A 16106-nucleotide genomic window follows, 5' to 3' on the forward strand; every position below is an offset into this window, starting at 1 on the left:
GACTCTATGTGAATCAGGTTTATAATTTATATTATTTGAATTTTTTACAATCCGAATATTTTTGCGAACAAATCTGGTACAATTCCCATCGAGACCAACGCCAAAATAATGACTACAGAAACGATGTTGTAAGTGATGCTCGCTTTTTCTGTCGTGTTGAAGTTGTCTTCTTTGTAGAAGAACATTGCGATAATCAATCTTAAATAATAAGCGATACTCAACGCAGAACCTAAAACGGCAATCAAAACCAAGAACTCATAATGTCCGCCAATCGCTTGGTTGAAAATCCCTAATTTTCCGATGAAACCTGCTGTCAGTGGAATCCCTGCCATTGATAACATAGAAACTGTAGAAACGACTGCTAAAACTGGCTCTTTTTTCCCCAATCCGTTGAAGGCTGTGAATGAAGTTTCTTTTTTGATTTTCTCCACCCAGATCAAACTGATGAAAACACCTACTGTTGCTAATGAATAAGCAAATAGATAGTATCCTAAAATATATGTTGAGAAATTGTTGATCCCGAAGAATATTAGAGCGATGTAACCTGCGTGCGAAACGGAAGAGTAGGCGAGCATTCTCTTTGCGTTGGTCTGTACCAATCCCATTACGTTTGCCAAAAGCAAAGTAAGGATGATGAAAACGCCAAGAATGTTGATCCAATCTCCAGCAATTCCGTTGAATGCTATGGTCATTAATTTGAATAGTGCAAAGAATCCAGCAATTTTCACCACTGATGCCATAAAAGCGGTAATCAGTGAAGGTGAACCTTGGTAAACATCGGGGCTCCACATATGGAACGGTGCCAATGAAACTTTGAATGCCAATGCACACAACATCAAGATTGCTCCCATTATCAACATCAGATTCTTTGGATTGTTGATGGCGAAATCGTGGATTGTGTAAAGATCAAAACTTCCTGCGCTTCCATAAACCAAAGCAACTCCGAACAACAAGAAACCTGTTGCAAATGCGCCCATCAGGAAATATTTCATCGAAGCTTCTGTAGAACGTAGATCAGTTTTGTTAGCGCCAGCCATTACGTACAATGGAATGGATAGAATCTCTATTCCTAAGAATAATGTAACCAAGTTTTGGAATCCGAATAATACAACGCCTCCGCAAAGTGCGAACAACATCAAAGCGTACAACTCTGACTGATGGCTTCTGTGATTGCTGAATGCAAATCCTCCTAAAAAAAACAAAAGTGAAGTTGCTACAATAGAAATTTTTGTGAACAATTGAGCATTGTCTCCGTATTCATACATCGATCTGTACTGCGCAAAAAATTCACATTCTGGAAGGAAACTGACATATAAACCAACGATCAATCCTGCGATCCCGATGTATCTTGCGTATTTTCCTTTCTCGAAAACACCCGAGAATAATACAAGAATTGCCGTAAGGAATAAAACTATTAAAACACCCATAATATAGATTTGAGAAGCGAGATATGAGAGATGAGATTTTTAATTTCTCAATTCTTTGTCTGCTAATTTTTAATTTTTAAATTAATTGATCATTGATGAATAAATGAAACTCACAGAGCTCGTTACCATTTCTATCACTGGTTGAGGATAAACCCCCAAAACAATTACAAAAACTGATAAACTTGCCAAAACTGTGAACTCTACATTGCTTACATCTTTCGTAGTAGCCAAAACTGAATCGTCACCTTTTCCGAACATTGCTTTTCCGTAGAATCTCAACATATATGCGGCGCAAAGAATGATCGTCAATCCAGCTAAAACTGCCATCAAATGATTGTAGGTATATACTGATTTCAACAAGATAAATTCTCCGATGAAACCATTTGTCAATGGAACTCCGGTTGCACCAAGTAAGATGATCATAAACAAGATGGCAAACTTAGGAGCGACTTTTGCCAAACCTCCCATTTTTCTGATGTCTCTCGTTTTGAATCTTTTATAAAGAATATCTGCACAGTAGAACAATCCTACAACGTTGATCCCGTGAGCAAAACTCTGGATCATCGCGCCTTGTCCACCTTCGAAAGTCAATCCTGTTCTCATTGTTACGACTGCTGAGGCAAAAATACCTGCGACAATCAATCCAACGTGAGAAAGAGAAGAGAAAGCGATCAATCGTTTGCTGTCTGTAGAGATCATTGCGATTAAAGCACCGTAGATAATTCCGATTACTGAAAGTATGATCACGATCTCGCCGGAAATTCCGCCGATTGCTAATGGTGTGATGGGTAATAGATATCTTAAGACACCATAAACCGCCATCTTCAGCATAATTCCTGATAGCAACATCGATCCTTGAGTAGGAGAGTAGGTGTACGTGTCAGGTTGCCAAGTGTGGAAAGGAAAGACTGGCAACTTCACTGCAAAAGCAAAGAAGATGAACCAGAAAATTACTGTTTGTTCGTTGATATTAAGAGAAGCATTGTAAAGATCTGTCAAAGCAAAAGATGCCGCATTGTTGTAAACGTAGATCAATCCGATCAACATAAACAAAGATCCTACGAAGGTGTACACAAAGAATTTTGTCGTGAATTTGATTCTCTTGTCCTCTTGTCCCCAGATTCCGGCAATCAACCAAATTGGGATCAAAGTTACTTCCCAGAAGATGTAGAATAACAATCCGTCCAAAGAAGTGAAAACACCCAACAATCCGAATTGCATCAATAATATCAATGCATAGAAAGAATTTGGATAGCCTTTCGATTCATTGTAAGAAGACAAAACGATCAATGGAACCAAGATGTTCGTCAATAAAACCATCAGCATACTCATTCCATCGATCCCGAAATTCAAACTACTTTTGATGTAGCTTGACCAAGGATAAGTGATCTCGTATTGTAATGGTGCATCAACAGTTGGATTGAAATCGAAACTTCCCAACATATAAAATGCTAAAAACATCTGTGCAAGGGCAAAGGCCAATGCGATATATTTACTGGAAGCATTTTTCCAGAAAAAGAGTAAACCCGAACCTACAAGAGGTAACAGTAATAATGTTAATAGTAAATAAGACATTATCTATTTATTTCAATAAAAAGTTAACAATTAATACGATACCTACAGCCAACGACATAATCAGCACATAGTTTTCTACATTTCCGTTCTGAAGGCGTTTTGCCGCTCTTCCAGAATCTGCCGCGCCAAGTCCTATGAAATTCACGATAGGATCCAGAACTGCTTTGTCAAACATCGCTGCTGCTTTACCAGCTTCCTCGAAAGGTCTTACGATGCAGGCGTTGTAGATCTCATCCACGAATAATTTTCTCGCCGATAATTTTTCCCAACCTGTGTATTGATTTTCTGGAAGCGCTCTTTTTTGTTTTTTCACGTAAGTGTTTTTAACAAAGAACCAAACGGTGAAGAACATGATGATCGTTGCTCCCAAAAGAATCATCTCTGTATTGAAATCAACTCCGGAAAGTGTATTTTCCATTTGGTTGAAGCTTTCCTGTGTCAAGACAGGCTTCAGCCATTCCATTAATTTAGCATAATTTCCGTGACCGATGAAGTGAGGAAGATTAATAAAACCTCCAACTACTGAAAGGACAGCCAAAACAATCAATGGTAAAGTCATATTTGCAGGACTCTCGTGCAAATGGTGTTTCTGATCTTCTGTACCTCTGAACTCGCCGTGGAAAGTCAAGTAATACAATCTGAACATATAAGTTGCAGTGACGGCCGCCAAGATGAATAACATCACCCAATAAATTGGATTTTTAGCGTAAGCTGCCACCAAGATTTCGTCTTTTGAAATCATCCCTGACAATAATGGGAATCCTGAGATGGCCAAAGTTCCTATCAAGAAAGTGATGTGCGTAATCGGAACGTACTTTTTTAATCCGCCCATAAAACGCATGTCCTGCTCGTTGCTCATTGCGTGGATTACGGAACCAGCTCCTAAGAACATCAAAGCTTTGAAGAAAGCATGTGTCATCACGTGGAACATTGCTGTCGTATATGCGCCTAATCCTAAAGCGATGAACATAAATCCAAGTTGTGAAACTGTAGAATATGCCAATACTTTTTTGATGTCGTTTTGACGAAGTGCATAGAAACCGGCTAAAGCGGCAGTCAAGAATCCGATGAATAAAATCCCGTCTTGAACAGTTGGAGCTAAAGTGAAGAGGAAATTACTTCTTACTACCAAATAAATACCAGCCGTTACCATTGTTGCGGCGTGGATCAGTGCAGAAACTGGCGTTGGTCCTGCCATTGCGTCTGGCAACCAAGTGTACAAAGGAACCTGAGCGGATTTTCCTGTCGCCCCGATAAATAAACTCGCCGTGATAAAGATGATTACTGTTCCGTCCAATTCAAAACTTGAAGCATTTTGAGCTACCGAAACATAATCGATTGCGTTCACATTTGCTGCAATGGCAAAGATTCCGATCAACAATCCAAGGTCACCGATACGGTTCATAATGAAAGCTTTTCTTGCTGCTTTTCCATATTCCTCGTTTGTGTACCAGAATCCGATCAATAAGTAAGAACAAAGTCCAACACCTTCCCAACCGATAAATAAGATCAGATAATTGCTACCTAAAACCAAAAGCAACATCGAGAAAATGAAGAGATTCAGATAAGTGAAAAACTTATAAAATCCTTTGTCGTGGCTCATGTAGCCAATAGAGTAGAGGTGAATCAATGAACCGATTCCTGTGATGATCATTACCATCATTAATGACAATTGATCGACTTGGAATCCGAAATTAACCTGGATCCCACCAATTGTGAACCATTCGAATGCTTTCACAATAACAGGCGCGCTGTCACTCTTGAATCCGAAAAATATACTTGCTGTGATAACAAACGAAGCGAAAACTACCAATGTTGCCAATCCTCCAACAATCATCTTCGGAAGGTTTTTCCCGAAAAGTCCGTTGATGAGAAATCCAATTAAAGGTAAAAGTACGATCGCGTAAACTAAATTTTCCATTCCTTTTATTATCCTCTTAATTTATTAAAAATACTTACGTCCACAGATTTGGTATTTCTGTACATCATTGCGATAATGGCTAATCCTACAGCTACTTCTGCTGCGGCAACTACCATTATGAAAAATACCAAAAGCTGACCGTTGCCATCACCATTGTAAGCAGAAAATGCTGCCAATAAAAGATTCACGGAATTAAGCATCAATTCTACACATCCTAATATCACGATGGCATTTTTACGAATCAAAACTCCTAAAACTCCAAGACAAAACAGAAGCGTACACAGAATAATGAAATATTCCAAAGGTACTTGCTGTATAAATGTATTTACGTCTCCTCCCATAATCTTATAAATCTTTTTTACCAATTAGAACAGCACCTACAATCCCTGCTAAAATCAGGATAGAAGCCAATTCGAATGGCAATACATATTCGTTAAACAATAATCTTCCAAGATTTTTTGTCAATCCTACAGAATAATCGATGTTGCCTTCTGCTACTGTTCTTCCGCTAAGGCCTTTGTAAGCTCCCAACATCCCAACAAACAAAATACAAACTGAGAAAATCCCGATGAACTTCGGAAGGTTCTGCTTTTTGCTTTCGTCTTCTGCATTCAGATTTAACATCATTAATATATAAAGGAACAAAACCATAATTGCTCCTGTGTAAACAATGATTTGAACTATACCTAAGAATTGCGCGTTAAGAAGAATGTACATTCCCGCAATGGAGAACATCGTCACGATCAAAGAAAGGATCGCATACATCGGATTTTTTGCAAAAACGAAGTAAACTGCGCTTGCAATCGCTAAAAATGCTACGAAAAAAAATAAAAACTGATCCATTATTTTACTGCATTTTTTTGTTTCTCAGATTGTCTCGGCGTGATGTCAATCCTTGCATTAATTTTCTCTACCAATTTATCTTTTCCGTAGATGAAAGAATTTCTGTTCATTTCAACATCAACCAACCTGTCTGTTAAGTAGATCGCAGATTTAGGACAAGCCTCTTCACACATACCGCAGAAGATGCATCTCAACATATTGATTTCGTAGATCTCTGCATATTTTTCCTCGCGGTACAGATCTTTCTCTTCTTTTTTTCTTTCGCCGGCTGTCATTGTAATGGCTTCTGCAGGGCAAGCCACGGCACAAAGTCCACAAGCTGTACATCTTTCTCTACCTTCCTCATCACGTTTCAAAACGTGTAGCCCACGCCAAACTTGAGCGCGCGGTTTTTGAACCTCAGGATAAGAATAAACATTTGGAGCACCTTTTACAACGGTTCTCACAGCGTGTTTAAAAGTAATCCCCATCCCTTTGATAATCGCAGGCAAGTAGATCTTTTCGGCCAAGGTCATTTCTTTGTTCGAAACAACTTTTGATCTGTTAGTAAGTTTCATTATTTTTTATATTAAATGTTAGAAGATGGAAGCTTATTGAATGGAAGTTAATTCCTTCGTCGCTTTTCACATCAGCTCATTTTCAAATTTTCTATATTTTAACATCAGTCTCCCGACTTCTGACTTCCCACCTATTAATTTCCAAATGCTAAAATCACAGCACCTGTTACAATTAGATTTACCAAAGCCAATGGAATCAAAGTTTTCCATCCAAGGTGCATCAATTGGTCATATCTAAATCTCGGAAGTGTCCATCTGATCCACATAAAGATCAAGATTCCAACTACTGTCTTTGTTAAGAATGCTACGATGCTTAAGATTCCAGCCGCATTTTCTCCCCAATTCTGAGTTACCCAATCGATTCCAGGATAGTTGTAGCCTCCGAAGAAAAGAACTACGATGAATGCATTAGAAATGAACATATTCACATATTCCCCAAACATATACAATCCTAATTTCATTGATGAATATTCGGTAGAATATCCTGTAACCAATTCGGATTCACATTCTGGTAGATCGAACGGGTGACGGTTGGTCTCTGCCAAAGCTGCAACAAAGAATATTAAGAAAGCCAAAGGTTGATAAAGAATATTCCAGTTGATCCCAGAAATAGCAGGAATGAATCCCCAGATTTTCCCAGTTGCCTGTACTTCAGAGATCATTTTAAGGTCAAGACTTCCTGTCATCATAATGATTGACAACAAAGACAATCCCATTGCCAACTCGTAAGAGATCATTTGAGAAGAAGCTCTGATGGCGCCAAGCAATGAATATTTATTATTCGAAGCCCAACCTCCGATCATGATTCCGTAAACACCGATGGAAGCCATTCCGATGATGAACAACACGCCAACGTCGATATTTGCAACTTGCAGATCAAAAGAATTTCCGCCAATGTTTAATGTTTTTCCCCAAGGAATCACTGCGCCAGTGATCAATGAAATGAACATGACCAAAGAAGGTCCTAATATAAAAAGGAATTTCTCCGCGTGTTGTGGCGTAAAATCCTCTTTGAAGAAAAATTTACCACCATCTGCCAACGGTTGCAACAATCCGAAAGGTCCCGATCTGTTTGGTCCGATCCTGTCCTGCATAATAGCGGCCACTTTTCTTTCTGCCCAAGTAGAGTAGGCTGCGATTGTAAGCGCAAGAAGGAATAGAGCAAGTACCAATATGATTTTAAAAGTCAGTAATTCCATATCAATTTATTTGAGTTTTGATTTTTGAGATGTTCTCAAAATCAAATCGTCTCATTATCTAATTTTTCAATTTCTTTTTCGTCTGAAACACCAATTTCTTTGGCTTCAAAATTTTCTAAAACATTGTAGCTGTCTGTTTTTTTCTCATAATGATTTAGAGAGATCACAGAATGTCTGTCGATGTGTCTTGGTCCTTCGATGTTCCAAAGTGCAGTGTCTTTTTTGTGGAAACGACACTCGTCACAGATCCATTCTTCAACTTCGCCGTATTGGTCTTTTCTAGCCGTTACTCTCACCACTTCATCACCCTTCATCCAAACGACCGCTTTTCCGCTACATTTTGTACAAGAACAAGTTGCGTTGTAAGGTTTTGTGAACCAAACTCTGCTGGTGAATCTTGCCGTTCTGTCTGTCAATGCCCCAACTGGACAAACATCGATCACGTTTCCGATGAAATCGTTATCCAAAGCTTTGTTCAACATTGTAGAGATCTCTGCGTGGTCTCCTCTGTAAAGGATTCCGTGCTCTCTTTTCTCCGTCAACTGATTCGCTGCCAATACGCATCTTGCGCAAAGGATGCAACGGTTCATATTCAATTTGATGTTTGGACCGATGTCGTCTGCATCATAGGTATTTCTTTCGAACTCAGTTCTGGTTTCGAGATTTCCGTGCTCGTAGCCAAGATCCTGAAGATGACATTCTCCCGCCTGATCACAAACCGGGCAATCCAAAGGGTGATTGACCAAAAGGAATTCGGTCACCGCCTTTCTACCTTCCTGTGCTTTTTCAGAACTGAGGTTTTTCACTTCCATTCCGTCCATCACGCCAGTCCTACAGCTTGCAACCAATTTAGGCATTGGTCTCGGGTCTGCTTCGGAACCTTTGGAAACTTCTACCAAACACGTTCTGCATCGGCCTCCGCTGGTTTCCAGTTTGCTATAATAACACATAGCTGGCGGCACAGATTTTCCTCCGATTTGTCTTGCAGCTTCCAAAATAGAAGTGCCAGGCAAAACTTCAGTCGTTTGTCCGTCTATGGTAACTTTAAATTTTTTGACTTCTTCGCTCATATTTCAAGGTTTTAGATTTTCGGATTTTAGATTAAATCTTTGTCCTAGATCTTTTGTCAATTCTATTTATATTTAAAATATAACTTGATGTATATTTTAGTTCTTTAATTTTCTATTAAAAACGTATCCGATTCCAAAATTAACTTGGTAGAATACGAAGTCCTGACTCGCTTTATCAGGTTTATTGTTAAGCGTAGTTTTGATATCCGGCATATTGATGTAACCAAATTTTCCTTCTACTCTTGCCATCCAATGATTCCAGAAAACAAGATTGATGTTGGCTCTTGCGTCCAATCCAAATCCAGCCACGTGAAATCTGTCACTTCTTTCATTTCCAAAAAGTTTCACATTGCTTTTTGGAAAAAGAACACCTGCGCCAGCTCCGTAAGCCCAATGGATATCAAAGTTCTTTCTTGATAATATATTTTTATATTTCTCAATTCCTGCGTTCACGTAGTTTAGTCCGTCCGTGTGCTCAAAGGTAAGAAACTCAGCGCTACTTAAATCTACTTGGCCATTCTGAACCATTGCTGCATAAGTCGGGTCTGAGATGTTTCCATTGAACTTTGCCGTTTGATCTTGATCCATCACATATTTCATATGATCTGTTCCAACGACCAAAGCCAAATCATCTTTGAAAAAATATCCAAATCTGAAATTGAACTGAGGCTTGGAAATCTGTCCTGGATTGATGTAATCCCAAGTCAATTCCGAAGGTCTGTCGTGTGCTTTTACATTTTGAAGCGTAAAATCATAGCCATTCCCCTTGAATCGAATATCAGAATCACTGAATCCCGCTCTGTTCCATCCCCAAAAGCCGAACATTGTTCCTTTAGTGAATGTTGATTTATTAATTGGAAGCAAGTCAACAGAACCACTTTCAATCAAAGAATCTTTTTTTATTTTCTGTCCTACTACAAGATTTAATCCTATGATAGTTACAAAAAATGCATTTAATATCTTCTTCATTATTCTATTTGGATACCGATATCCATTTTTTATGAACGCTTCTCTCGTGCTTTGCACTATAAAAAATCTATTTTTTGAAAGTTTGTTCTTTGTGTTTTTTTATTTGGATACTGCTGGAATCGGGTCTGCATAATTTGCAATTCCATAATTTTGGGTTTGGCTCAACTCTGGGTTGTTCACGTGCCATTCAAACTCATCTCTGAAGTGTCTGATAGCAGCAGCAACCGGCCAGGCAGCAGCATCTCCCAAAGGACAAATGGTATTACCTTCAATTTTTCTCTGGATATCCCAAAGCAAATCGATGTCTTCCATTTTGCCTTCCCCTTTTTCTATTTTTTTCAAGATTTTGTACATCCAGCCCGTTCCTTCACGACAAGGTGTACATTGTCCACAACTCTCGTGGTTGTAGAATCTTGCTAATGTCATTGTATGATTTACCACACATTGGTCTTCATCCAAAACTATAAATCCACCTGAACCCATCATTGTTCCGGTAGCAAAACCACCATCAGCAAGGGATTCATAATTCATATATCTTGGTTCACCATTGATGGTTTTCAGTAATAAGTTTGCAGGAACGATTGGAACAGAACTTCCACCAGGAATACAAGCTTTCAGCTTTTTACCGTTCGGGATGCCACCACAATATTCATCAGAATAAATAAATTCCTCAACCGTAATGGTCATATCAATTTCGTAAACGCCTGGTTTGTTGATGTTTCCACAAGCTGAAATCAATTTGGTTCCAGTTGATTTTCCAACACCGATTTTAGCATATTCAGCGCCAGAAATTTCGATAATAGGAACAACAGCGGCGATAGATTCTACGTTATTTACAACCGTTGGTCTTTCCCAAAGTCCTTTTACCGCTGGGAAAGGTGGTTTTAGTCTTGGGTTTCCTCTTTTGCCTTCAAGAGATTCTAGCAAAGCAGTTTCTTCGCCACAGATGTAGGCACCGCCACCTCTCTGAACATAAATTTCGCAATCGAAACCACTTCCCAAGATATTCTTCCCAAGAAAACCTGCTGCTTTCGCTTCTTCGATTGCCTCTTCCAAAATATCCGGAATCCAAGAATATTCTCCTCTGATGTAGATGTATGAAACATTGGAACCTAAAACAAAAGATGAAATCAACATTCCTTCAATTAGTAAATGAGGAAGAAACTCCATCAAATATCGGTCTTTGAAAGTTCCCGGTTCAGACTCATCGGCATTTACGACCAAGTGTCTTGGAACGCCTTCTGGTTTTGCAAGGAAACTCCATTTAAGTCCTGTTGGGAAACCAGCGCCACCACGACCACGAAGTCCGGAGATTTTCACTTCCTCCAGGATTTCCTCAGGTTTCATTTTAAAGGCTTTTTCTGCCGACTCGTAACCACCGTGTTTGCGGTAAGTTTCGTAGTAGCGAATGCCTTCTATATGTGCGTTTTTAAGTAAAAGTTTTTTACTCATTGTTATATGCTTTTAGCGAATGGCTTTTAGCTTTTGGCTATTTGCTGTACGCCTTTTTTAATTAATTTAAAATTTATTCTTAACCTAAATCGATTGCGCCTTGTCTGCAAAGGTCAATGATTTCGTCAACTTTTTCGATGGTCAAATGCTCGTGGTAGAATTTTCCCAACTGCATCATCGGTGCATATCCGCAAGCGCCAAGACATTCTCCAGGTTTCAAAGTGAAAAGTCCGTCTGCTGTGGTTTCGCCGTCTTTGATATTCAATTTTGTTCTGATGTGGTCGAGAATGTTATCACTTCCATTCAGCATGCAAGGTCCGGTTCTGCAGACTTCCAAAACATATTTCCCCACCGGCTTCATATTGAACATAGTATAGAAAGTAGCAACTTCATATACTTCAATCGGCGTGATGCTCAATAATTCTGCAACATAATCCATCACTGGAACAGCCAGCCAACCATCAAATTCTTTCTGTGCAATGTGCAAGACAGGAATCAACGCAGATTTTTGTCTGCCTTCCGGATATCTCGCTATAATTTTATGAACCTGCGCTAAGCTTTCAGGTTTAAAAGCAATTGTTTCGCTCATCTTATTTAAGATTAAAGAATCAAGAACAAAGAGTCAAGACTCGTAATTCTATATTCTAAATTCAATTTTTATTTTGATATGAAAGTCTTTACTCTTTCATCTTTTTTCTTGTTGTCTTTGTTATGCGTCTAATTCTCCCGCAATGATATTCATACTACACATCGTTACAATCGCATCAGATATTACTGCGCCCGTAATCATTTCCGGATAGGCTTGATAATAAATGAAACAAGGTCTTCTGAAGTGAAGTCTGTAAGGCGTTCTTCCGCCATCGCTCACAAGATAGAATCCTAATTCTCCGTTTCCACCTTCTACAGCGTGGTAAACTTCGCCTTTAGGAACATCTGTTTCTCCCATTACGATTTTGAAATGGTAAATCAAGGCTTCCATTTTGTTGTAAACATCTGCCTTTTCGGGAAGATAGAAATCCGGAACATCCGCGTGGAATGGTCCTTCTGGAAGGTTGTCGTAAGCTTGGTTGATGATTTTCAAAGATTCCCAAATCTCCTGCTGACGAACCATAAAACGGTCGTAAGTATCGCCCGCAGTTCCAACCGGAATGATGAAATCGAAGTCCTCGTAAGAAGAATAAGGCTGAGCAACTCTCACGTCATAATCAACGCCGGTCGCACGTAGGTTCGGACCTGTGAAACCGTAGCTCAAAGCTCTCTCTGCTGAGATTGCGCCTGCGCCGATGGTTCTGTCCATAAAGATTCGGTTTCTTTCTAACAATTGTCCAAATTCTGCGAATCTTGCTGGGAAAGTTTTCAGGAAGTCTTTCAACAACTCGTGGAACTTTGGTGTGAAGTCTCTTTCGAAACCGCCAATTCTTCCCATATTGGTCGTCATCCTTGCACCGCAAATCTGCTCGTACATATCATAAATACGTTCTCTTTCGATGAACATATAAGTCAATCCTGTGATTGCGCCGGCATCCATTCCTGTTACACCGTTGCATATCAAATGGTCACCAATTCTCGCCAACTCCATCAAAATCACACGCATATAATCGACACGTTTTGGAACTTTGATTCCAAGTAATTTCTCAACTGTCATATGCCAACCCAAATTGTTGATGGGTGCAGAACAGTAGTTCATTCTATCAGTAAGCGTCGTGATTTGTGCAAAGTTTCTTCTCTCAGAGATTTTTTCAAATGCTCTGTGGATATAACCTACAGTTTGCTCAGCGTGAAGAATCCTTTCTCCGTCCATCGTAAGAACGTTCTGGAAAATTCCGTGAGTTGCAGGGTGCGTAGGTCCAAGATTCAGGGTGTATAGTTGCCCGTCGATTTGTTCCTTGCTGTCGTATTGGTTAAGTATATTAGATAATGAGTTATCTTTCATAATATTTGCTTTTAGCTATTTGCTTCTGGCTATTGGCTAAGTGCCATTAGCCATATGCTATACTATCTTCCGAACATACTATCGTTCTTGTCTGTTCTGGTTCCATCTTCCAAGCGATATTCTTTCAGCATTGGATGATAACCAAGGTCTTCCATATTAAGGATTGGTCTCAAATCTGGGTGACCTTTGAATTTGATTCCGTAGAAATCAAAAGTTTCTCTTTCCATCCAGTTGGCGCCGGCATATAATTCTGTCAAAGAATCAACTTCAACGTTTTCTCTCGTCATAAAAACTTTCATACGAATTCTGAAATTGGTCATCATATTATGCAAATGATAAATAACGCCGATTTCCTTTTCAGGTGTTTCAGGATAATGAATCCCACAAACGTCCGTCAAAAAATTAATTTCTAAAGTTGAATCTTTCAAATAATGAATCACCTTTTTGATATCGTCTTTCTTGATTTCAACCGTCAGCATTCCGTAAGGTTCTGAACTTGAAATCACAGACTCAGGAAATTCTCTCGTGATAGCTTCTAATACAAATTCGTTCGTCATCTTCCTTAGTTACTAATATTGTAAGAATCCAATAAATGCTGATATTCCGGCATATCTCTTCTTCTGATGCTTTCGCTTTCTGCCAAAGCCTGCACCTGCATTACACCTTCGATGATTTGTTCCGGTCTTGGCGGACATCCTGGGACATAAACGTCAACAGGAATGATTTTGTCAATCCCTTGAAGAACCGAATAAGTATCAAAAATACCACCGCTGGAAGCACAAGCACCAACAGCAACCACCCATTTTGGCTCAGCCATTTGGGTGTAAACTTCTTTCAAAACGGGACCTAATTTCTTAGCAATCGTTCCGCAAACCATCAACATATCTGCCTGTCTTGGAGAGAAAGAGTTTCTTTCCATCCCAAATCTTGACGCATCAAATGTTGGATTCAATGTCGCCATAAATTCGATTCCACAACAAGACGTCGCGAAAGGTAGAGGCCAAAGTGAAAACTTTCTTGCCATCCCAATCACACTGCTCAAGTTGGTTGCGAAAAATCCTTCTCCTTCAAATCCTGGAGGAGCGGGCGCATCTGTTTTTATTACTGGTTTATTATCTGACATTTTTTCTAGATTTTAAATTTTAGATTTTAATTGATTCAATTTTAAATCCAAAACGTAATTAATTTAATTTATTTGTCCCAATCTAATGCGCCTCTTTTCCAAACGTAGAAAAAAGCAACAAAGAAAATAGCAACAAACGTAAGTACGGCAACAAAGCCTTCCATTCCAAACTCTCTAAAGTTGACTGCGTACGGGTAGAAGAATACAATCTCGATATCGAACAATACGAACAAAACTGCAGTCAGGAAATATTTGATGGAGAATGGTGTTCTAGCGTTACCTTCACTAGGAATACCACATTCCCAAGCTTGGTTTTTTACAGAATTCCCTTTCTTCTGTTTAGGACCCAAATAATGAGCTCCCAACAAAGAAATAAGTACGAATCCAAGACCGACTCCAGCCTGGATAAGTATCGGAATATAATTTTCGGGTAAATTCATAAGATATAAATTAAACAGTGCAAAAATACTAAATAAAGATTTAATATATTAAATTATCGGCCTTAGCTGGACAAGAGAAAAGTCTGTTTTAGTAAATTTAGAACAGTTATAAATAAGGGCTTATTTGTCTTTCTTTCCAATCCGCTTCAGTACAAGATAAGCAATATAAGCGATGTAAAGAAACAACACGCTGGCAAACAATATGTTGATGATGGCGTCCATTCTTTCATCTTTCACAGGTTTGTAGAAGTTGTAAGCGACAAACAAAATGATGAGACCAGCGTAAACGTATAATTGCTTTTTCAATTCAGTTTTGATTTTAAAGATTTAAAAATATGATTCAGGATTTGTATTTTGTTAAACGATTGTTTGATAAATCATTTATCAACTATCACTTATCATTTATTTAGTTGTAGTGAATAAGTTCGTCTGCTTTTGTGATGCACCGGATGATAATCTTGCCAAAGAACCTGTACGCTCTTGTTTTCCTCCAATTCTGGATTGGTCTCGAGATATTTGATGCCTTTGTTTTTGAGGTTCATTTGAATCGCTTTAAAAATCATTGACGTCACGCCTCTTCTTTGATATTCTGGATGGATTCCAATCAAATAGAAATTCGCGCGCTCATTCTTCTTTCCAGCCTGTAAAAAGTGCCACCAGCCGAATGGGAAAAGTTTTCCGTTTGATTTCTGCAAAGCCTTGGAATAAGAAGGCATCGTAATCGCAAACGCCACCAACTGATTGTTCTCGTCAGCCACGCAGGTGATATAATCTTTGTCTATAAAGCCGAAATATTTCTCTTTGTAAGTCTTGATTTGCTCGTCAGAAATGGGAGTGTAAGTGGAAAGGTGCTTGTAAGTCTCATCCAACAATTTGAACATCGACTCTACGTAAGGCAAAATCTCTTTTTTATGTTTGAATTTTAAAGTCCTCAGCTTATATTTCTGAGCAATCAATGAACTGAATTTCTCCACCTTTTCAGGCAAAATTTCCGGGAATTGCAATTCAAATTCTACCCATTCTTTTTCTTTTACCAAACCAAGATTCTCCAGATGTTTTGGGTAATAATCGTTGTTGTAAAGTCCAATCATCGTTGCCAATTTATCAAACCCGAAAGTCAACATTCCAGCCTTGTCCAAGTTCGTAAATCCCATCGGACCTTCGATTTTATCGATTTGATTTTCCTTAGCATAATTGATGGCGATATCAATCAAAGCTTTGGAAACTTCTGCATCATCAACAAAATCCAACCAGCCAAATCTCACCTTTTTGATGCCAAGTTCTTTCTCTTCTTTTCTATTAATCAAAACAGCAATTCTACCAACGATCTTATCATTTTCTAAAGCTAAAAATTGTTTCGCTTCCGAATAGTTGAGTGCTGGATTTTCTTTCGGATTCCAGATGTTTTTTTCTTCATTAATGAGAGGCGGAACGTAATTTGGGTTGTCTTGGTACAGATTCATCGGGAATTTGATAAAGTCCATCAATTCTTTTTCCGTCGTAACTTGTTTTATATCGATATTTCCCATATTCTTGTTTTATAGATAAGACAAAGATAGTTTTTAAGGCAAAAAAAGCAAATCTTTGGCATCATTTT

17 protein-coding genes are annotated in these 16106 nt (G+C 38.8%); all 17 read right to left on the minus strand.

The genetic code is table 11. The annotated features are described in order from the left end of the window. Positions 1-44: 44 nt before the first annotated feature. Positions 45-1427, minus strand: a complete 1383-nt coding sequence (locus IO90_RS12510; RefSeq protein WP_034967023.1) for an NADH-quinone oxidoreductase subunit N — start codon at positions 1425-1427, stop codon at positions 45-47. 81 nt (positions 1428-1508) lie between these two features. Beyond that, positions 1509-3002 (minus strand): NuoM family protein, encoded by a 1494-nt coding sequence (locus IO90_RS12515; RefSeq protein ID WP_034967025.1) that lies wholly within the window; start codon positions 3000-3002, stop codon positions 1509-1511. Between the two features lie 7 nt (positions 3003-3009). After that, positions 3010-4923: an NADH-quinone oxidoreductase subunit L gene (nuoL, locus tag IO90_RS12520; RefSeq protein WP_034967028.1), complete on the minus strand. Its 1914-nt coding sequence runs from the start codon at positions 4921-4923 to the stop codon at positions 3010-3012. A gap of 8 nt (positions 4924-4931) precedes the next feature. Beyond that, entirely contained in the window at positions 4932-5264 is a 333-nt protein-coding gene (gene nuoK, locus IO90_RS12525) for an NADH-quinone oxidoreductase subunit NuoK (RefSeq protein ID WP_034969087.1), read from the minus strand. A gap of 4 nt (positions 5265-5268) precedes the next feature. Further along, positions 5269-5766 carry an NADH-quinone oxidoreductase subunit J gene (locus IO90_RS12530; protein ID WP_034967029.1) on the minus strand — a complete coding sequence of 166 codons (498 nt, stop codon included), beginning with the start codon at positions 5764-5766 and terminating at the stop codon, positions 5269-5271. Next, positions 5766-6323, minus strand: a complete 558-nt coding sequence (locus tag IO90_RS12535) for a NuoI/complex I 23 kDa subunit family protein (RefSeq protein ID WP_034967031.1) — start codon at positions 6321-6323, stop codon at positions 5766-5768. The genes IO90_RS12530 and IO90_RS12535 overlap by 1 nt, the downstream gene beginning before the upstream one ends. 134 nt (positions 6324-6457) lie before the next feature. Next, positions 6458-7522, minus strand: a complete 1065-nt coding sequence (nuoH, locus tag IO90_RS12540; protein WP_034967034.1) for an NADH-quinone oxidoreductase subunit NuoH — start codon at positions 7520-7522, stop codon at positions 6458-6460. Between the two features lie 41 nt (positions 7523-7563). Beyond that, the gene (locus tag IO90_RS12545) at positions 7564-8592 is read right to left on the minus strand and encodes a 2Fe-2S iron-sulfur cluster-binding protein (RefSeq protein ID WP_034967037.1); all 1029 of its coding nucleotides are present in this window, start codon (positions 8590-8592) and stop codon (positions 7564-7566) included. Between the two features lie 96 nt (positions 8593-8688). Next, positions 8689-9561, minus strand: a complete 873-nt coding sequence (locus IO90_RS12550; RefSeq protein WP_051878636.1) for a hypothetical protein — start codon at positions 9559-9561, stop codon at positions 8689-8691. 99 nt (positions 9562-9660) lie between these two features. After that, positions 9661-11013 (minus strand): NADH-quinone oxidoreductase subunit NuoF, encoded by a 1353-nt coding sequence (gene nuoF, locus IO90_RS12555; RefSeq protein ID WP_034967039.1) that lies wholly within the window; start codon positions 11011-11013, stop codon positions 9661-9663. 79 nt (positions 11014-11092) lie between these two features. Beyond that, positions 11093-11602 (minus strand): complex I 24 kDa subunit family protein, encoded by a 510-nt coding sequence (nuoE, locus tag IO90_RS12560; RefSeq protein ID WP_034967041.1) that lies wholly within the window; start codon positions 11600-11602, stop codon positions 11093-11095. A gap of 120 nt (positions 11603-11722) precedes the next feature. Then, a complete protein-coding gene (locus IO90_RS12565) occupies positions 11723-12946 on the minus strand; it encodes an NADH-quinone oxidoreductase subunit D (RefSeq protein ID WP_034967044.1) in 1224 nt (407 codons plus the stop codon). Positions 12947-13008: 62 nt separating this feature from the next. Beyond that, positions 13009-13503: an NADH-quinone oxidoreductase subunit C gene (locus tag IO90_RS12570; RefSeq protein ID WP_034967046.1), complete on the minus strand. Its 495-nt coding sequence runs from the start codon at positions 13501-13503 to the stop codon at positions 13009-13011. 5 nt (positions 13504-13508) lie between these two features. Continuing rightward, positions 13509-14069: an NADH-quinone oxidoreductase subunit B gene (locus IO90_RS12575; protein WP_034967049.1), complete on the minus strand. Its 561-nt coding sequence runs from the start codon at positions 14067-14069 to the stop codon at positions 13509-13511. Positions 14070-14137: 68 nt separating this feature from the next. After that, positions 14138-14509: an NADH-quinone oxidoreductase subunit A gene (locus IO90_RS12580; RefSeq protein WP_034967052.1), complete on the minus strand. Its 372-nt coding sequence runs from the start codon at positions 14507-14509 to the stop codon at positions 14138-14140. Positions 14510-14629: 120 nt separating this feature from the next. Next, positions 14630-14815 carry a hypothetical protein gene (locus IO90_RS12585; RefSeq protein WP_034967054.1) on the minus strand — a complete coding sequence of 62 codons (186 nt, stop codon included), beginning with the start codon at positions 14813-14815 and terminating at the stop codon, positions 14630-14632. Between the two features lie 92 nt (positions 14816-14907). Further along, positions 14908-16038: a GNAT family N-acetyltransferase gene (locus IO90_RS12590; RefSeq protein WP_034967057.1), complete on the minus strand. Its 1131-nt coding sequence runs from the start codon at positions 16036-16038 to the stop codon at positions 14908-14910. Between the last annotated feature and the right edge of the window lie 68 nt (positions 16039-16106).

The sequence above is a fragment of the Chryseobacterium sp. FH1 genome, assembly GCF_000735135.1.
Classification (GTDB): Bacteria; Bacteroidota; Bacteroidia; order Flavobacteriales; family Weeksellaceae; genus Epilithonimonas.